The organism is Mesorhizobium sp. M5C.F.Cr.IN.023.01.1.1 (genome assembly GCF_003997585.1).
Lineage (GTDB): Bacteria > Pseudomonadota > Alphaproteobacteria > Rhizobiales > Rhizobiaceae > Mesorhizobium > Mesorhizobium wenxiniae.
Genome location: NZ_RZSU01000122.1, coordinates 1 through 17,002, shown reverse-complemented (window position 1 = coordinate 17,002; position 17,002 = coordinate 1). Strand labels below are relative to the sequence as shown.

Here is a 17,002-nt window from a genome sequence, read left to right as displayed (position 1 = left end):
GCCTCGGTGACCGGCGACACTGTCGGCGATCCCTACAAGGACACCGCCGGCCCGGCAGTCAACCCGGCGATCAAGATCACCAACATCGTCGCCCTGCTGCTGCTGGCCGTGCTCGCGCACGGCTGAGTCCGCTCGGCCTTCCCAGGGCCGAAATCCAGAACCGAGCCCGCGGGACGATCCCCGCGGGTTTTTCGTTTTTTTGGAAGTGCAGCGTCAGGACAGTGACGTCCGTGACGGGCCGAGATCGCGTTCAAGTCGTCTGGGCCCGCAGCCTGCGACGGTGGCTTGCTGTCTCAAAACAAAAACCCGCAGGATCGCTCCCGCGGGTTTTCGGTCACCTGAGATGTTGCTGCTTTCAGGGAAGCAAAAGGAAGGGATGAGAAGCCGATTCTGTCGGATGGATCAGGTGCCGCTGAGCGAGCTGCCGCCGCCACCGGGGAGGCCGGGCGCCAGCTTGCTGGCGCCGTTGATGATCTGGCTGAGGAAGTTCTGGTCCTTGCCGCCGGTCGGCGTGGTCCGCGAGATGAAGTCGAACACCTTGCCGTCCTTCAAGCCGTAATTGGCGATCTGGGTAACGCGCCCGTCCTCGCCGAAATAGACCGCCAGCACCTTCTGGTCGACCAGCCTCGGCTTGTCGAAGGCGACGTAACGCTTGCGCGTCTGTGAGATGTAGTAGAAGGCTTCGTTGTCGAAAGTCGCCTTCGTCGATGGCGTGCCGAGCGCCAGAAGCACCTGTTCGCGGCTCGAGCCGACCGGCACCAGGTCAATCGCCTGCTGGTCGATGACATAGCCCTGCGTCAGCGTCTCGCTCGGATTGAGATCACCGATCATCTTCGACGAGTTGCAGGCGGAAAGCGCCGATGCAACCACCAGCAACGAGACCGCGCCGGCGGATCTGGGCAAAGCGGACCTGGGCAGAAAAGTCGACTTGAATTTCAGCGCGCGCAACTACAACTCCATTAGCTGGCCGCAACTTGCGCTGGGCCGCAAAACCGGTAAACCAGCTTGCTCGCCGATGCAACAAGGCCAATTCAACAAACGGTCCCCGGGAGACCACCCTCAATGTTCCAGCGCCTTTTTGGTCGCGAACGTCACGCCAACCGCGCTATCACCGAGGCGCTTTACGCACAAATCGTGGCAGCGGCGCGGCAAACCGTGTTTTATTCCGACTGGAATGTACCGGACACGCCGCTCGGCCGCTTCGAGATGCTGTCGCTACACATGTTCCTGTTCCAGCACCGGCTGCGCGGCGAGGGCGGTGTTGCCGGGGAGGTCGCGCAGGTGCTGATCGACGAATTCTTCATGGATGTCGAGCATTCGCTGCGGGAACTGGGCATCGGCGACGTCGGCGTGCCGAAGCGCATGAAGAAACTGGCGAAGATGTTCTATGGTCGCACCGCCGCCTATGACGATGCGCTGGAACGAAACGACCATGATGCACTCGTCGCTGCCCTTGCCCGCAATGTCCGGCCCGATGCCGGCACCTGGCCGCAAGCAACGCATCTGGCCGGCTACGTCGCCGATGTCTCCAAGCGACTCGCCGAACAGGCGACCGAATCGATTGTTTCCGGCACGGTGGCATTCCCCGCGGCCAAGACTATCTAAGGAAAAGATGAAACACGCCGATTCCCAGAGCCCCGATCACCAGAGCCCCGTGTCCTTCGTGGCCAATGTCGCCCGGCTGCCGCAAAAGGGACTGCCGGTGGTGATCGAGGCCGACGCCGCGCAGCGCGCCGCGCTAGCGGGCGAGCACGAGTTGCTCTCGGTCGAGAACTACCGCGCCGAACTACTGGTGGCGCCATGGAAGCGCAACGGCGTCAAGGTCAGCGGCCGCGTCGAGGCCGATATCACCCAAGCCTGCGTCGTCACCCTCGACCCGGTCGAGGCGCATATCGACGAAGCGGTCGACGCACTGTTTCTGCCGGAGCAGTCCAAGCTCGGGCGGCAGGGTTTCGAGGGCGGCGGCGAGATAATGCTCGATGCCGAAGGGCCGGACAGTCCTGAAACGTTTTCCGGCAATTCGATTGACGTCGGGGCACTCGCCGAACAGTTCTTTGGGTTGGCGATCGATCCCTATCCGCGCAAGCAAGGCGTTTCGATGGAGGCTGCCGACGATGCCGGGACTGCGGAAAGCGAATTCCAGCAAAAGCTGCGTTCCCTGCTGGGAAAATCCTGAAAACCCGACCCAATCGGAGAAAGCCGGTTGTGCGGCAGCCCAAAAACGCTATTTTCGCCGAAACTTCGCGAGCCCCAGACCGTTGCCAGCGCCAGGCGCTCGCTCAAGCAAACTGTGAGATGAACACCGCGTGATCAGGATTTCCATCGATGCCATGGGCGGCGATCACGGACCAAGCGTGGTCATCCCGGCGCTCATGACGGTCGCGACCCGGCGTCCCGACATCCGCTTCGTCATCTATGGTCGCGAGGAGGCAGTGCGCCCCGAACTCGCAAAACTCCCGAAGCTGGCGGAAGTGAGCGAGTTCATCCACTGCGACATAGCAGTCAGGATGGACGACAAGCCGAGCCAGGCGCTGCGCCATGGCCGCTGGAAGTCGTCGATGTGGAAAGCGGTCGAGGCGGTCAAGGCAGGCACTGCCGACGCCTGCATCTCGGCCGGCAACACCGGCGCGCTGATGGCGATGTCGAGATTCTGCCTTCGCACGATGGCGACCATCGACCGTCCGGCGATCGCGGCGCTCTGGCCGACATTGCGCGGCGAAAGCGTGGTGCTGGACGTCGGCGCCACCATCGGCGCGGATGCGCATCAATTGGTTGATTTCGCCATTTTGGGCACCGGCATGGCGCGCTCGGTGTTCGGCATCGAACGGCCGAGCATCGGTCTGCTCAACGTTGGCGTCGAGGAGATCAAGGGCCAGGAAGAGGTCAAGGAAGCGGGCCGCATGTTGCGCGAGGCCAACATGGCCTCGATGAACTACCATGGTTTCGTCGAGGGCGACGACATCGGCAAAGGCACGGTCGACGTGGTCGTCACTGAAGGATTTGCCGGCAACATCGCGCTGAAGACGGCGGAAGGCACGGTAAGACAAATCGCCGGTTACCTGCGCGCCGCGATGGACCGGACGCTGATGGCCAGGATCGGCTATATATTCGCCAAGGGCGCCTTCGATCGCCTGCGCGAAAAGATGGATGTCGGCCGCTCCAATGGCGGGGTTTTCCTGGGTCTGAACGGCATCGTGGTGAAAAGCCATGGCGGGGCTGATTCGGACGGCTTCGCGGCGGCGATCGAGCTTGGCTACGACATGGTTCGCAACAATCTGCTCGATCGCATCGAAGCCGATCTCGACCTGTTCCATGCGCGCAATCCGCATGCCCAGACAATTCGGAAATCCGACGTCGTTGCCGACGCAGAGGAATAGGAAAGAGCCTTGATCAGATCAGTCGTGCGCGGCACAGGCGCCGCGCTGCCCCGCCGAATCATGAAGAATGCCGATTTCGAAGGCATGGTCGAGACCTCCGACGAATGGATCGCCCAGCGCACCGGCATCCGCCAACGCCATATCGCGGCCGACGACGAGACCACGGCTTCGCTCGGCGAGGCGGCGGCGCGCGCAGCCCTCGACAATGCCGGCCTGACGCCTGCCGATATCGACCTGATCGTGCTGGCGACGTCGACGCCCAACAACACCTTTCCGGCGACCGCCGTCGACATCCAGAACCGGCTCGGCATGCATCACGGCTTCGCCTTCGACCTGCAGGCGGTGTGCTCGGGCTTCGTCTATGCGGTTACGACAGCCGACCTCTATATCCGCGGCGGTCTGGCCAAACGCGTGCTGGTGATCGGCTCGGAAACCTTCTCGCGCATCCTCGACTGGAGCGACCGCTCGACCTGCGTCCTGTTTGGCGACGGCGCCGGGGCGATGGTGCTGGAAGCAGGAGAGGGGGCGGGCAGCATTGCCGACCACGGCGTGCTGGCGGCCAGCCTGCGCTCCGACGGGGCCCACAAGGACAAGCTGTTCGTCGATGGTGGACCGTCGACCACCGGAACGGTGGGGCATCTCAGGATGGAAGGCCGCGAAGTGTTCAAGCACGCGGTCGGCATGATCACCGACGTCATCGAGGCGACGTTCTCAGCTGCCGGCATCACCGCTGAGGATCTCGACTGGTTCGTGCCGCATCAGGCGAATAAACGGATTATCGACGCTTCAGCCAAAAAGCTCGGGATAGCAGAGCAAAAGGTGGTGGTTACGGTCGATTTGCACGGCAACACCTCGGCGGCTTCCGTGCCGCTGGCTCTGTCGGTGGCGGTCGCCGACGGCCGTATCAAGAAGGGTGATCTGGTGCTGATCGAGGCGATGGGCGGGGGCTTCACCTGGGGCGCGGTTTTGGTTCGCTGGTAAGTGCCGAACTGACAGGTTCGGTCCTTGACCTTGCCGGATCAATTACTTAGGCTCTATCTTTGCTTGTATAGAGTTATGTTTTTGAGCTGATGGGGACGGTTCGCATGGGGGGAAAGACACTTACGCGCGCCGATCTTGCTGAAGCCGTTTATCGCAAGGTTGGCTTGTCGCGCACTGAATCGGCCGAGCTCGTCGAAGCGGTTCTGGACGAGATTTGCGAAGCTATCGTTCGCGGTGAGACGGTGAAATTGTCGTCATTCGCGACGTTCCATGTCCGCTCCAAGAACGAGCGCATCGGGCGCAATCCGAAAACCGGCGAGGAAGTGCCGATCCTGCCGCGCCGCGTGATGACCTTCAAATCGTCGAATGTGCTGAAGAACCGCATCCTGCGCGCCCACCAGAACAGCAAGGCCAAGGGCAGCAAATAGCGCCTGCGCTTCAAAAGCCCGGTTGAAAACGGTTGCCCCCTTTGACGCCGGGCTTGAATATTGTTTTATAAACCGCTGAAATAAGGCCCGATTCGGCAGAATAAGCCGGATCGGAATGACTCTTTGTTGAGCGTGATCCTGGCCGAAAACCGATTCCCACTTTTCGGGATCATGCTCCAGCGTGAGGATTTCGCCCATGGACAAGAGCCCCGATGCTTTCCGCACCATCAGTGAGGTCGCAGAAGATCTCGACCTGCCGCAGCATGTGCTGCGTTTCTGGGAAACGCGTTTCAACCAGATCAAACCGATGAAGCGCGGCGGCGGCCGCCGCTACTACCGGCCGCAGGATGTCGAACTGATCAAGGGCATCCGCCACATGCTCTACGACCAGGGCTATACGATCAAGGGCGTGCAGAAGCTGCTGCGCGAGAACGGCAACCATTTCCTGGTCGCCATCGGCAGTGGCGACATGGCGGCCGTCGAGGCGATCTCCCAACGCCGGCAGGCCGATGCGGTGCCGCTGACGCCGGCAGCCCAGCCGCGCGGCGCCGATGACGAGATGCTGGTCGGCGAGCCCAAGGTGAAACCCAGCCGGCGCTTTTTCGGCCTGGGCAAGACCGACGACGAAGGCCCGGTGCAGCCAGGCACGTCGAAACTCTCGCGCGACAATCGCGCCTTGCTGCAGGAAGCGCTGTTCGACCTGCTGGAATGCAAGCGCCTGCTCGATCAGGTGCGATAGCGCATGACCCAAAAATCGCAGTCGATTTTCGGAAAGGATCATACGCAAAATTAAAGTGCTACAGCGTCCTTTGCGCGTCCAATAGGACGCGCGGCGCTGTAGTCGATGTCGCCCAAAGGCATGCCCTCAGGCCTGACAAGAGGGCGCGCAGCGGTTTGGGATAACGACATGGATAAAAGAACTTAAAGCGGGTCTCATGAACCCCTTCAGACGCGATGCGCTTTAAGGGCCGACCGATCGCCGTCAGAAACCGGAACTGCTTCCGAAATCATGCGTTCCTTTTCGCAAAGGAAGGAAGCATATCATGGTATCATTTTCGACCCTCTCCGACATTGACCTTGAAAAGCAGGTCGCAGCCCTCTCCAGGGAACTGGCGGCGCTGAGAAAAGCCGTGTCCAGGCGCGGCAGCGCCTATTACGAGGACGGGCGTGACACCGCCTCGGACTACTATTCGGATCTTGCCGAGCGCCTCAATGAGGCTCTGCCTGCGATCAGGAGGCATAGCAGGGTGATAGAAAAGACAGCCCGCGATCACCCGGCGACAGCGGCCGCCGTCGGGCTGGTTGTGGTCGGGCTCGTCGCAAGCCTGTTCCTCAGCCGCCAGCAGAAAACGTCGCGAACGAGATCGAGATCGGCACGTTGAGACAAGAAAATGGCGGCCGTCCGTGGACGACCGCCAGTTTTGTCGACGACAGGCGATCAGCGCGCGAGCTTGATCTTGCTCTTCGGATCGACCTTCATGAGCTGGCTGCACTTGCCGTAGACGGTGCCGTTCTTGTCTGTGGCGTCGGTGTAGGTGCCTTTGCAGTCGATCTGCAGCACCAGACAGTTGCCGAAACCCTTGCAGACGGCGCCGCCACCGCTCGGATGGGTGCCGTCGGCGAAGGCCGAGCTCGGAACAGAAATCGAGCCGAAGGCCGAGACGACGATGGCAGCGGCGAGCGACAGGCGCTTGAAGTTCGAAATATTGGTCATTAGAGCATTTCCTTCTCTGCATCGAGGATCGCCGTCAAGGCGTCCTTCCCGGTTGGGGATCGCCTTATGGCGTCCCATACCGTCTTGGTGCGGCCCGGAGAGGAAAGGTTCACGCGTCGGTTCAAAAAAATCGCAGCCCTGATGCGTCCTGCGTTGCATCAGGCTTCCGCCGCCGATTCGATCCTTTCAAAACGGCTGCCGAGCCAGCGACAGCCGGCTAAACAAGGGAGGTTCAACAATTTCGGCGATCGGCCGTCAAAGAACTCGAGCGGGATGGCGCTCCCGTGCCGGTGCCGCCGAGGCCTGTGCCGGGGCTGCGCCGATCGGTATCACGATGCCGTGACGGCACCTTTGGCGCTTGGCAAATCACTACCGAGAGGGCATTCTCTGCGCCGTCTCAGGCAACATCTTGATTTGATCAAACTCTTTAAATCCACGGAGTTGCCAAATGCCCCAAATAGCAAGAAGCGAAGCTTTTTCCGAACTGTCGGCGACCGAAGCTGCGACCGACCACAGCGCCCTCAAGGCCATCCGAGAAACCAGGGGATACAGCATGGAAGAGCTGTCTCTGACGTGCGGCCTGGCGATCGATGAAATCGCGGACATCGAGAACGGCAAGAATGCCGATCCGTCGAAGCTTCGGCGAATAGCCTCCGCACTTCGGCTTCCGGAAAACGCGCTGATCAATACAGCCGTGCTGACGCAATCCGTGGAAAATCGACGACCCGTCTGATAGCAGCGACGCCAGAGGATCAAGCCAGAGAAACGAGTGTCATTCTGGATTTGAAGTTTCTGAATGTTGACGACGTCCAACAGAGCAGGAACTTCAAATCCACCGTACTGGGCGTCGGCGTGACGGCCGCCGAATTCGGTTGACCCGACCCGGGTTATCACGATACATCGCGACCGGTCCGGAGTGTAGCGCAGCCCGGTAGCGCACTTGACTGGGGGTCAAGGGGTCGTCGGTTCGAATCCGGCCACTCCGACCATTTCAAAACTTCGACTTGCCCCCAGAAATCCATCATGCCTTAGCCGCCGGCGCGGTCAGCTCCGCCGGCCGCAACTGCCGATGATGGCGGTATTCCAATGCAATGGCGCCCCAGATCAGGCCGAGCAGCAGATAGACGTGGCGCCAGTGATCGATGTCGATGAAGGTGCCCAGCCCGATATTGCCGATGAAGGCGACATAGGCGCACAGAAGGTAGGGCTGCCACGGCCTGTCGCGCAGGAGAATGCGGAAGCCGGCTGCTATCGTCCAGCAAGTCAGCGTCAGGAACGACACGAAGCCGAGCCAGCCATAGTCCATCAGCATCTTCAGCCAGATGTCGTGCGTGTCCTCGCCGAAAATCGTGCCGAAGACGAGCGGGCCGATGCCGAGCGGATGCTCCAGCGCCATCTGGAAACCGATCGTGTAACGCGCGAAACGGCCGAGGCGGGCGGTATCGTAGCTCTGTTCCAGCTGGGCACGGCTGGAAAACATCTCCGAGACGCCCGGCAACTGCAGGATGACGAGCATCGCAATGACCAGCAGCGAGACGGCGGCGATGGTCATGACGACGACACGCAGCCGGAACTTGCCGCTGGCGCTCTGCAGGAACAGGGCGCCGGTAAGCAGGATCGCCGAAACGCCGAACATGCCCCAGGCGCCGCGCGAGAAGGAGAAGAAAATGCCGGCCGTGATGATCAGCAGCGGCACCGCTAGCAAGGGCATGCGTGCGATAGGGCCTGTCAGCAAGAGATAGAGCAGGTAAATGCCGGGCAGCACCAGGAACGGCCCGAACACGTTCGGATCCTGAAAGGCGCCGGTCGCGCGGTCGTATTTGGTGAAGATCTCCGCCCCGGGAAAGGCATGGAAATAGCCTGCTATGCCGAGCAGCGAGGTCAGCACCGCCGACATCACATAGGCCAGGAAGATAACCCGGTAGAGGTTTGGCTGGACCGATGTCACCGAGGCAAAGAACACCGCGGTGAAGGCGAGGAACAGCGACACGGAGAGATAGAGCGGGGTGCCGGCAATATCCGACATCTGGGTCATCGAGATCATGCCGCCGATGTTCATGACCACCAGCAGCACCAGCAGCGGCGCCGCCGCGCGCGATATGCGCAGGCCGAACAAGCACCACACTATAATCAGCCCGACCATGTAGAGGTCGTATGGCGCCGGCTCGGCGATGACGAAGCCGGACAGGAAGACGCCGAGGAAAACCGCGCTCGACGCAATCAGCACGATCAGCTTGGCGTTGACTGCAGCCGGCGGCAGCTCATGCGCGACGGCGCTCAATAGGCATTTTCCGTATTGAGCAGCCGGATCGGTGTCAGGAACAGGATTCTCAGATCGAACAGCAGCGACCAGTTCTCGATATAATAGAGGTCGTATTCCGTCCGCATGCGGATCTTCTCGTTGGTGTCCATCTCGCCGCGCCAGCCATTGATCTGGGCCCAACCGGTGACGCCGGGCTTGACCTTGTGGCGTGCGAAATAGCCGTCGACCACCTCATTGTAGAGAAGGTTGTGCGACTGCGCGGCAATGGCATGCGGGCGCGGCCCAACCAGCGACAGCGAACCGAAAAGCGAATTGAAGAACTGCGGCAACTCGTCGATCGAGGTCTTGCGGATGAAGCGGCCGACGCGGGTGACGCGCGGGTCGTTCTTGGTCACCGTCTGCTTGGCCGTCGGATCCGCCTTGTCCGTGTACATCGAACGGAACTTGTAGACCTCGATGATCTCGTTGTTGAAGCCATGCCGCTTCTGGTGGAACAGCACCGGTCCCTTGCTGTCGAGCTTGATGGCGATCGCGGTCACCAGCATGACTGGCAAGAACACGAGGATGCCGACGATCGAGAAGACGATGTCGAAGGCGCGCTTGGCGACCGAATCCCAGTCGTTGATCGGCTTGTCGAAGATATCGAGCATCGGCACCGAGCCGATGTAGGAATAGGCGCGTGGCCGAAATTGCAGCGCGTTCGAATGCGCCGAGAGCCGGATATCGACCGGCAGCACCCACAGCTTCTTCAAAAGCTGCAGGACGCGCGATTCGGCGGTCAGCGGCAGCGACACGATCAGCATGTCGATGCGGGCGATGCGGGCGAACTCGATGAGCTCTGAAACGGTGCCGAGCTTCGGATAGCCGGCGACGATGGGTGGCGAGCGCTTGTCCCCGCGGTCGTCGAAGATGCCGCAGATACGAATGTCGTTGTAGGGCTGCTTTTCGACGGAGCGGATCAGGACTTCCGCCGCCGTGCCGCCGCCGACGATGACGGCGCGGCGCTCCATGCGCCCGTCGCGCGCCCAGCGCCGGATCAGCTTCGACATCAGCAGCCTCAGGCCGAAGATCAGCATGAAGCCGACGACGAACCAGGTGCCGAAAAACAGGCGCGAATAGTCTTCCGACATCTTCATGGCGAATGCCGTCAGCGCCATCAAGGCGAAGGTGCCGGCCCAGACCAGCAGGAGACGGCCGAAATTGGCGAGCGGCCGCATCAACGAGACGACCTGGTAGCAGTCGGTGACGTCGAGCAGCACCACTGCGAGGAACGAGGCGGCGGCGATCGTCAGCGGATATTGCCAGGCGAGATGGCTGAAGAAGCCGACATAGTAGAAATAGACGCAGAGGCCCGACAGGAACAGCAGCGCGAATTCGACCATGCGCAAGACGCCGCTGACCATGATCGGCGACATGGTATCGCGCCGGTATTGCGACGCGACCTGACGGGCGACGTCGTTCATCCCGCCAAGGCTATCGCTGTTGGTCGGGCCGTTGAATTTGCGCACCGCGTCTATCGAAAAGCGGCGTGCGGGATCGATCTCGTTCATGGGTGCATCCGCAAAGCTTCCCTCAGGTGAATAGCAAAAGAGAGCTAAGAAACCCTTGAAACAACAGGTGGCTTTGGAGAAGCTTTGGGGTTAGCGCCCTTTTGGGGTTACCGCTTGAGCGCGGCGAAATAGGCCGTCTCGATCGCGGCGGCCATCACGTCGGCGCCGAATCGCGTCTTGAGGTCGGCGGTGTCGGGCATCAGGCTGCCGTAGGCATTGAGGTCGGCCAGCGCCGCGCTCATCTTGTTGCTGAGTTCGCGCGGGTCAGGCCGGATCAGGGCAGGGGAGCCGGCGCCAAAGATTTCCGGGATGCCGCCGACGGCGGTGGCGATCATCGATTTGCCGGCGGCGAGCGTTTCCAGAACGATGTAAGGCATGGCTTCCGCACGCGAGGGAACGATAACCAGTTCGGCCAGCGCGAAGGCTTTGCGCGCCGGCATCGGCGGCAGGAAGCGCGTATGGCCTTCGAGACCGAGCCGCTTCACTTGCGCATGGTAGCGCGGCAGGTCGTCGCCGTCTCCGACCATCACAGCTTTCACCGGGCGGCCGAGCCGCGTTCCGGCAAGGACGAGCGCATCGATGAAGATGTCCGGTCCCTTGAGGTCGCGCATCATGCCGATATAGAGGACATCGGCCGCATTCTGCTCGGTTCGCACCGGCTCGAACTCGGCGGCGCTCAAGCCGTTGTAGACAAGGTTGTTCGGGATGGGCGGTTCGCCGACCTTCCTGTGATATGTCTGCCTTTCGTAATCGGAGACAAACAGAAGATAGTCGGTGAAGCGCGCCATGAACCGTTCGAGCGCGAAAAACAGCTTCCCCGTGGCGGTGGTCTCGTCATAGTGAAGAGAGCCGCCGTGAGGCGAATAAAGGCGGGCTACGCGAGACCTTGATACCCGCAACAATGAGCCGAACAGGCGGGCATAGGCGCCACCCTTGGCGCCGTGCCCGTGGAGCACGTCCGGCCGCAATTCCTTGATAAGCCCGAAGGTGCGCCAGGCCGAAGCGAGATCGCCCGGTCCGACATGCCGCTGCATTGGCGTCCGATGGATGCCGAGCGCCATTTTGCCCTTCATTTGTTCGAACAAATTTTCCTCAAAATCGCCACCCGTCGTCGAATCGCAGACGATGCCGACGGCATGCCCGGCGGCGACCTGCGCCTCGGTCAGGTCGCGCACGTGACGAAAAATCCCTCCGACAGGTGAGCGAAAGCAGTGGACGATCCTGAGTGTGTCCGCCACGTGGTCTAGAACAGGCGTTCGCGAACGTAGACCGTGTCGCCAGGCAGGAGTGGGTCGGAGGTGGCCACGCGACCGGTTATGACCTTGCCATTGATGTCGCGGGTGATGTCGACGCTTTCCTGGTTGGCGCGCGGGCTGAAACCGCCGGCGATGGCGATCGCCTTTTGCACGGTCAGGCCGGGAACATAGGAGTACTGGCCCGCGGCACCGACTTCGCCCATGATGAAGATCGGCCGGTAGCGGTCTATCTCGACCGAAACGTCCGGATCGCGCAGGTAGCCCTGGCGCAATTTGTCGGCGATCTCGCCTTCGAGTTGCTGTGCGGTGTGGCCGCGCGCCGGTACGGCGCCGACGAGCGGGATGGACAGGTAACCGGATTGGTCGACGCTGTAGACGTTGGTCAATCCTTCCTGCTCGAACACGGTGACGCGGACCCGGTCGCCGGCACCGAGGCGATAAGGCTGGTCGAGCATTTTATGGAAGGCGGCTGGCGCCGGCCGGTAGCTGGAGCAGCCGGCAAGCAACGACACGGCGAGCAGCGCGCGGAAGAGGGAAGCAGTGCTTTTCATGGCCGGACACGTACCTTCGACTGGCCGCTGTTACACCGCGGCGAACTCTGGGGATCGAGGTCCGTTATCATCCCGTTAGGGTTAATGGCCGGTAAAGGCGGGCGGCCGATGCGGCGGCAACCGACAAAACACGGCCGGTTTTGATGCTTTTGTTGCCGCTTGCGAGTAAAACCTAACAGATACTTACCGTGATATTAACGGCTGAGTTACCATAGTTGTTTACGGTGCATCCTGACCAATGCATGTCGCCCAAAAGTGCGCAGCGGTTTTGGGACAACGACATGCATGAAAACAAGAGCTTAAAGCGCGTCGCATGGATCTGTTCAAACGCGACGTGCTTTAAGTACCGGAGCAGGATGCATGTCCGTTCAATCCGTGGCCGCAGATGTCGACGTCGATCTCAGGCAGCTCTTCGCAAGCCTTGCGAGGAATTGGCTGCGCATTCTTGTCGTGGCGCTGGTCATAACCGGCCTGGCGTTCGCGCTCACCTGGCTCGCCACGCCGCATTACAGGGCCGAAACACGGCTTTTGATCGAGACGCGCGAATCGGTTTACACGCGCCCCGACGGCACCAATGACAACGACAAGCCGATTCTCGACGAGGAAGGCGTGACCAGCCAGGTCGAGGTTGTTGCCTCGACCGACATCCTCAAGCAGGTGGCGCAGAAGCTCAATCTGTCGCGGCTTCCCGAATTCGACGAGACGGCGGACATGCCGATGTTGAGCCGTCTGCTCGTCATCGCCGGCCTGAAAAGCGACCCCAACGAGATTCCGCCTGAAGAACGCGTGCTGACGAAGATGCGCGAGAAACTCAACGTCTATCGCGTTGAAAAATCGCGGGTAATCGTAATCGAATTCTCCTCGGAAAATCCCAGGCTCGCCGCCGAAATTCCGAACGCCATCGCCGACGCCTACATCTCCGTCCAGGGCAATGCCAACATCGAATCGAATTCCGCCGCAACCGACTGGCTGGCGCCTGAGATCGCCGACCTGTCGAAGCGGGTTAAGGACGCCGAGGCCAAGGTAGCAAGCTACCGCGCCCAGTCCGATCTTTTGATGGGCGGCAACAATTCGGTGCTCGCCACCCAACAGCTTTCCGAACTGTCCAGCGAACTGTCGCGGGTGCGGGCCAATCGCGCATCGGCAGAAGCGACGGCCGACAGCGTGCGCAGGGCGCTGCAGAATGGCGGCTCGCTGGATGCGGTACCAGAGGTGCTGTCTTCCGAACTCATCCAGCGGCTGCGCGAGCGGCAGGTCGAGCTCAAGACCAACATCGCCGACCTTTCCACCTCCTTGCTCGACAATCATCCGCGCATCCGGGCGCTGAGATCGCAGCTTGCCGATCTCGACCGCCAGATCCGCAACGAGGCGGAAAAGATCATGAAAGGGCTGATGACGCAGGCGCAGACCGCCCAGGCCCGCGAAAACCAGCTTGTCGCCGACGTCAACACGCTGAAGGCTGCATCGGCGCGCGCCGGCGACCAGCAGGTCGAACTGGATGCGCTGCAGCGCGAAGCGACCGCCCAGCGGCAGTTGCTCGAATCCTACCTGACCCGTTACCGCGAGGCGTCTTCGCGCAAGGACAGCAACTATCTGCCGGTGGACGCCCGTGTCTTTTCCCGCGCGGTTGCGCCGTCCGAGCCCTATTTCCCGAAGATCCTGCCGATCACCGCTGCGGCCTTCGTCGGCTCGTTGCTGCTCATGGCGATCGTGACACTTCTGCAAGAGCTGTTTTCGGGTCGCGCCATGCGGCCGGCCGCCGGCGCCCGCTTCGATCGGATCGAACAGGTCACTATGCCGGTTGCCCACGAACCGTCCAATCACGAACCGGCCGATATCGAAGACCTCGAGGATCGGACGGCGGAAGCCCAGGCAGAGCCGCAGGCGGCTAGCGCGGCGCCAGCAACTGCCCCAGCAACTGGCGAGGACGTCAAGTCGGCGCGCCCCACCCTTGGCGAGGTCGAAATCGACAAGGCGGTGGAAGAACTGATCACAACCGGGGCGGCGCGCGCCATATTCGTGTCGCCGGAAGGCGACGAAGCGGCCGCCTCGTCGGTGCTGGTGGCGCGTGAGGTCTCCGACGCCGGCCTGCGTGTGCTCCTGCTCGATCTCACCGCCTCGGGCGCCGCCTCACGGCCGATGCTGGACAGCGGGCTGTTCCCGGGCATTACCAATCTGCTCGCCTCCGAAGCGCAGTTCAGCGACGTGATCCACCCCGATCTCTATTCGGACTGCCACGTCATTCCTGTCGGCACTGCCGATCCGGTCCGCGCCATGCGCGCCGCCGACCGGCTGCCGATCATCATGCAGTCGTTGACCACCGCCTACGATCTGGTCGTGGTCGAATGCGGACCCGCCGACGCGCAAGGCATTAACCGCCTTGTCGGCGAGGGCACCGAGGTCTTCCTGTCGCTGCTGGAGCCGAACGACGAGGTGGCGCAGGCCGCAGTCGAGCTGATCGAGAGCGGCTATCCCGACCTGACGCTGGTGACGCCGGTCGGCTATGAAACGCCAGGGACGCCGGTACCCGGACGACGCTCCGCCGCCTGAGACGGGTTCGATAATTCTGCTCGAACGCTCCGGAAATCTCGGCAGCGGTCAGCTGTCGTCTTCGCCCGCGGCACGTGCTGCCTGTCCGGCCGTCTTGCGGCGCAGCATCTTGGTCAGCTTCCAGATCGTCGGGCTGTTCTTGACGAAGGTTTTCAGGCGCGCGCCTTGCCGCAGGACAAACACCAGCGCGCGGCCCTTCATCGTCAGCGGAATCAGGACCTCGAAATGCTGGGTCTCGATATCGCACCACAGTCGCTTGTAGGGTTCGTCGCCGACCGAGAAATCATAGACATCGAATCCCGTCTCGCAGGCTTCCTCGATGTTGTCGAAGAACAGAAAGTCGCCGGGGCTGGCATGGGCGAGGTCGTCGTCGGCGATCGCTCCGAACTCGCAGATCAGGCGTTTTCCCGAGCGGCTCGATCCGGTGACGGCGCGAAGCTTGCCGGCGACTTCGAGCCCATGCAACACGAAGGACGGCTTGTCGTCGGAAAGCGCTTCGACGAACAACGCGCTGAAGAAAGCACGAACCTCCGGCTCACCGAAGACGTTGGCGATGCCCATCTTGCGGAAGCGGAACTCCTTCATCTCGAAAAACGCATCAAGCAGTCTGTTCGCCTCGTCCGCTGTCTGGGCCTCGATGCGGCGGTGGCTGCCGACGGCTTCTAACTTGCGCGCCTGCGAGCGGTGCCTCTTACGCCTGCGCTTGCCGCTCGCGCGGGAGAGCAGTGCATCAAAGCCTCCCGCCAAGTCGACGGCCAGCGACAGGTTGGGGCTTGGAAAATGCGGAAGCGAGACAAGCGGATTGGCAACGCCGTCGAGATCGGGCAGCAGCCGTTCCAGTGCGACGAGGTCGATGTCCGGCCGCGCCCTGGCGACCGCCGCCAGCATCGAGCGGATTGCCGCGCCATCCGCCCTGGTCAGCCAATGCGGGTCGGCGGCGGCGAAATTGCCGTTGGCATGGCGACCGCCCATGAAACGGGCGACGCGGAACCGGCCGCTGCTGGTGACTTCCAGCGCCAACGAAAAAACCGGTCGGCCTTCAGCGTTCAGCGTCGCCAAAACAGTATCCGCTTCGGCATATTTGGCCCAGTTCAGGATCCAGGCCGGGCTCTGTGCCGGCGCGAACAGCGCCGAACGGCAGAACTCGGCATAGGCCGCAAGTGCCGCACCGTCGGCGACCGAGACCGACAGGCCAGGATGATCCGCAGGCAACGCGCGCGGCGCCGCCTCCATTGCTTCGAGCCGATTGCCGTCAAATGACGCGGTGGCGTCAACCATACCTCAATCCTTTAGGGCGTATTCACCGCGATTGGGGGCTCGCATAGGGCATTCCGTGCTTGGATGAGCCTAGGCGCAAAAGGTGAATGAATGATCGACGGGGGCGAGGCAATCCGGAAACTGGCGCTCAACGTCGTCCGCTACACCGGTCTTGCCCCGCTGGCCAAGTCGTTTGTCGGCGGCATCGGCGCCATCCTGATGCTGCATCGGGTCACCGCCACGCCGGAAAAGCCTGATAGCGTCAACCGGCATCTCAACATCGCGCCTGAGTTCCTCGACGCCGTGGTCGCCGACATGAAGGCGAACGGCTATACATTCGTCACGCTGGACGAGGCGATCGAGCGCATCAAGGCCGGCGGCAAGGGTGGCCAGTTCGCGGCGATCACCGCCGACGACGCCTACCGCGACAACATGACCGAGGCGCTGCCGGTGCTGGAAAAGCACGGCGCGCCGGTTACCATCTATGTCGCGCCGGGGCTGATAAACGGCGCCGCCGATCTATGGTGGGAGGTGGTCGAGGACATCGTCAGCGCGCGGGACAGGTTGATTCTGACAACACCGAACGGTCCGGTGACGATCGACTGCTCGACCCCGGGCAGGAAACTCCAGGCCTTCGCGCGCCTGCACGACTTTTTGACGCTGGACGTCCACGAGGAGGACCAGCGCGCGGTGCTGCGCGAATTGGCGCGGTCGAACGGCATCGAGTTCGGCGTGCGCCAGAGCATGTTGATGAACTGGGACGAGATCCGCGCCATGGCAGGGCATTCGCTGGTGACGATCGGCGCGCACACCGTCAATCATCGCAATCTGAAGCGGCTTTCCGAAGCCGATGCGCGGCACGAGGTCGACGACGTCAGGCGCATATTGCAGGCCGAACTCGGCGAGGCGCCGCGCCATTTCGCCTATCCCTATGGCTATGCCAGTGCCGTTGGCGACCGCGAAGTCGGCTTTGTCCGCGACGCCGGCTACGCCTCGGCGGTGACGACACGCCACGGCGTGCTGCGCGCCGAACATGCCGGCTTCCTGCAAGCGCTGCCGCGCATTTCGGTCAACG

The 17,002-nt window shown here is 62.0% G+C and carries 18 protein-coding genes and 1 tRNA gene; 12 read left to right on the top strand and 7 right to left on the bottom strand.

All coding sequences use genetic code 11. The annotated features are described in order from the left end of the window. On the top strand, positions 1-126 hold a 126-nt coding region (locus tag EOA78_RS30440; protein ID WP_164784003.1), incomplete at its 5' end, for a sodium/proton-translocating pyrophosphatase. 276 nt (positions 127-402) lie between these two features. Here the strand turns inward: EOA78_RS30440 and EOA78_RS30435 are convergent. Next, complete coding sequence (locus EOA78_RS30435; protein ID WP_127318889.1) at positions 403-948, bottom strand: outer membrane protein assembly factor BamE; 546 nt, start codon at positions 946-948, stop codon at positions 403-405. A 114-nt stretch (positions 949-1,062) separates the two neighbouring features. On the opposite strand from EOA78_RS30435, the gene EOA78_RS30430 reads away from it, so the two are divergent. The 7 genes from EOA78_RS30430 to EOA78_RS30400 all read left to right on the top strand — a co-directional run bounded on the left by EOA78_RS30430 (position 1,063) and on the right by EOA78_RS30400 (position 6,168). After that, entirely contained in the window at positions 1,063-1,605 is a 543-nt protein-coding gene (locus EOA78_RS30430) for a ubiquinol-cytochrome C chaperone family protein (protein ID WP_127318887.1), read from the top strand. 7 nt (positions 1,606-1,612) lie between these two features. Further along, positions 1,613-2,176, top strand: a complete 564-nt coding sequence (locus tag EOA78_RS30425) for a DUF177 domain-containing protein (protein WP_127318885.1) — start codon at positions 1,613-1,615, stop codon at positions 2,174-2,176. A 130-nt stretch (positions 2,177-2,306) separates the two neighbouring features. Beyond that, positions 2,307-3,377 carry a phosphate acyltransferase PlsX gene (gene plsX, locus EOA78_RS30420; RefSeq protein WP_127318883.1) on the top strand — a complete coding sequence of 357 codons (1,071 nt, stop codon included), beginning with the start codon at positions 2,307-2,309 and terminating at the stop codon, positions 3,375-3,377. Between the two features lie 9 nt (positions 3,378-3,386). Continuing rightward, positions 3,387-4,358 carry a beta-ketoacyl-ACP synthase III gene (locus tag EOA78_RS30415; protein WP_065008063.1) on the top strand — a complete coding sequence of 324 codons (972 nt, stop codon included), beginning with the start codon at positions 3,387-3,389 and terminating at the stop codon, positions 4,356-4,358. 104 nt (positions 4,359-4,462) lie between these two features. Next, entirely contained in the window at positions 4,463-4,786 is a 324-nt protein-coding gene (locus tag EOA78_RS30410; protein WP_095485783.1) for an integration host factor subunit alpha, read from the top strand. Between the two features lie 196 nt (positions 4,787-4,982). Continuing rightward, positions 4,983-5,525: a MerR family transcriptional regulator gene (locus tag EOA78_RS30405; protein WP_065008065.1), complete on the top strand. Its 543-nt coding sequence runs from the start codon at positions 4,983-4,985 to the stop codon at positions 5,523-5,525. A 304-nt stretch (positions 5,526-5,829) separates the two neighbouring features. Continuing rightward, complete coding sequence (locus EOA78_RS30400) at positions 5,830-6,168, top strand: hypothetical protein (protein ID WP_127318881.1); 339 nt, start codon at positions 5,830-5,832, stop codon at positions 6,166-6,168. 56 nt (positions 6,169-6,224) lie between these two features. Here the strand turns inward: EOA78_RS30400 and EOA78_RS30395 are convergent, their stop codons facing one another. Continuing rightward, positions 6,225-6,500, bottom strand: coding sequence for a hypothetical protein (locus EOA78_RS30395; RefSeq protein ID WP_127318879.1), 276 nt, complete (start codon positions 6,498-6,500; stop codon positions 6,225-6,227). A 448-nt stretch (positions 6,501-6,948) separates the two neighbouring features. Here EOA78_RS30395 and EOA78_RS30390 point away from each other — a divergent pair, with 448 nt between their 5' ends. Continuing rightward, positions 6,949-7,233 carry a helix-turn-helix transcriptional regulator gene (locus EOA78_RS30390; protein WP_127318877.1) on the top strand — a complete coding sequence of 95 codons (285 nt, stop codon included), beginning with the start codon at positions 6,949-6,951 and terminating at the stop codon, positions 7,231-7,233. Positions 7,234-7,412: 179 nt separating this feature from the next. Then, positions 7,413-7,489: transfer RNA gene (locus EOA78_RS30385), tRNA-Pro, on the top strand. 32 nt (positions 7,490-7,521) lie between these two features. On the opposite strand, the gene EOA78_RS30380 is transcribed toward EOA78_RS30385, so the two are convergent. The 4 genes from EOA78_RS30380 to EOA78_RS30365 form a co-directional block, all read right to left on the bottom strand. Next, positions 7,522-8,781, bottom strand: a complete 1,260-nt coding sequence (locus EOA78_RS30380) for an O-antigen ligase family protein (protein ID WP_127318875.1) — start codon at positions 8,779-8,781, stop codon at positions 7,522-7,524. After that, the gene (locus EOA78_RS30375; RefSeq protein ID WP_127318873.1) at positions 8,778-10,313 is read right to left on the bottom strand and encodes an undecaprenyl-phosphate glucose phosphotransferase; all 1,536 of its coding nucleotides are present in this window, start codon (positions 10,311-10,313) and stop codon (positions 8,778-8,780) included. The genes EOA78_RS30380 and EOA78_RS30375 overlap by 4 nt, the downstream gene beginning before the upstream one ends. A gap of 107 nt (positions 10,314-10,420) precedes the next feature. Then, entirely contained in the window at positions 10,421-11,551 is a 1,131-nt protein-coding gene (locus EOA78_RS30370; protein WP_127318871.1) for a glycosyltransferase family 4 protein, read from the bottom strand. Between the two features lie 5 nt (positions 11,552-11,556). Next, on the bottom strand, positions 11,557-12,120 hold the full coding sequence (locus EOA78_RS30365; protein WP_127209626.1) for a polysaccharide biosynthesis/export family protein: 564 nt from the start codon (positions 12,118-12,120) through the stop codon (positions 11,557-11,559). Positions 12,121-12,480: 360 nt separating this feature from the next. Between EOA78_RS30365 and EOA78_RS30360 the strand changes: the two genes are divergently transcribed. Then, the gene (locus tag EOA78_RS30360) at positions 12,481-14,670 is read left to right on the top strand and encodes an exopolysaccharide transport family protein (RefSeq protein ID WP_127318869.1); all 2,190 of its coding nucleotides are present in this window, start codon (positions 12,481-12,483) and stop codon (positions 14,668-14,670) included. 48 nt (positions 14,671-14,718) lie between these two features. Here the strand turns inward: EOA78_RS30360 and EOA78_RS30355 are convergent, their stop codons facing one another. Continuing rightward, positions 14,719-15,948 (bottom strand): GNAT family N-acetyltransferase, encoded by a 1,230-nt coding sequence (locus EOA78_RS30355; RefSeq protein WP_127318867.1) that lies wholly within the window; start codon positions 15,946-15,948, stop codon positions 14,719-14,721. A 90-nt stretch (positions 15,949-16,038) separates the two neighbouring features. On the opposite strand from EOA78_RS30355, the gene EOA78_RS30350 reads away from it, so the two are divergent. Next, positions 16,039-17,002: polysaccharide deacetylase family protein (locus EOA78_RS30350; RefSeq protein WP_127318865.1), on the top strand; the 964-nt coding region annotated here is incomplete at its 3' end.

What these genes read in the sequence shown, in the direction of transcription:
- EOA78_RS30430 (WP_127318887.1), top strand. Translation starts at nt 1,063, where the DNA reads ATGTTCCAGCGCCTTTTTGGTCGCGAACGTCACGCCAACCGCGCTATC.
- EOA78_RS30425 (WP_127318885.1), top strand. Translation starts at nt 1,613, where the DNA reads ATGAAACACGCCGATTCCCAGAGCCCCGATCACCAGAGCCCCGTGTCC.
- EOA78_RS30410 (WP_095485783.1), top strand. Translation starts at nt 4,463, where the DNA reads ATGGGGGGAAAGACACTTACGCGCGCCGATCTTGCTGAAGCCGTTTAT.
- EOA78_RS30405 (WP_065008065.1), top strand. Translation starts at nt 4,983, where the DNA reads ATGGACAAGAGCCCCGATGCTTTCCGCACCATCAGTGAGGTCGCAGAA.
- EOA78_RS30400 (WP_127318881.1), top strand. Translation starts at nt 5,830, where the DNA reads ATGGTATCATTTTCGACCCTCTCCGACATTGACCTTGAAAAGCAGGTC.
- EOA78_RS30395 (WP_127318879.1), bottom strand. Translation starts at nt 6,500, where the DNA reads ATGACCAATATTTCGAACTTCAAGCGCCTGTCGCTCGCCGCTGCCATC.
- EOA78_RS30390 (WP_127318877.1), top strand. Translation starts at nt 6,949, where the DNA reads ATGCCCCAAATAGCAAGAAGCGAAGCTTTTTCCGAACTGTCGGCGACC.
- EOA78_RS30375 (WP_127318873.1), bottom strand. Translation starts at nt 10,313, where the DNA reads ATGAACGAGATCGATCCCGCACGCCGCTTTTCGATAGACGCGGTGCGC.
- EOA78_RS30365 (WP_127209626.1), bottom strand. Translation starts at nt 12,120, where the DNA reads ATGAAAAGCACTGCTTCCCTCTTCCGCGCGCTGCTCGCCGTGTCGTTG.
- EOA78_RS30360 (WP_127318869.1), top strand. Translation starts at nt 12,481, where the DNA reads ATGTCCGTTCAATCCGTGGCCGCAGATGTCGACGTCGATCTCAGGCAG.
- EOA78_RS30355 (WP_127318867.1), bottom strand. Translation starts at nt 15,948, where the DNA reads ATGGTTGACGCCACCGCGTCATTTGACGGCAATCGGCTCGAAGCAATG.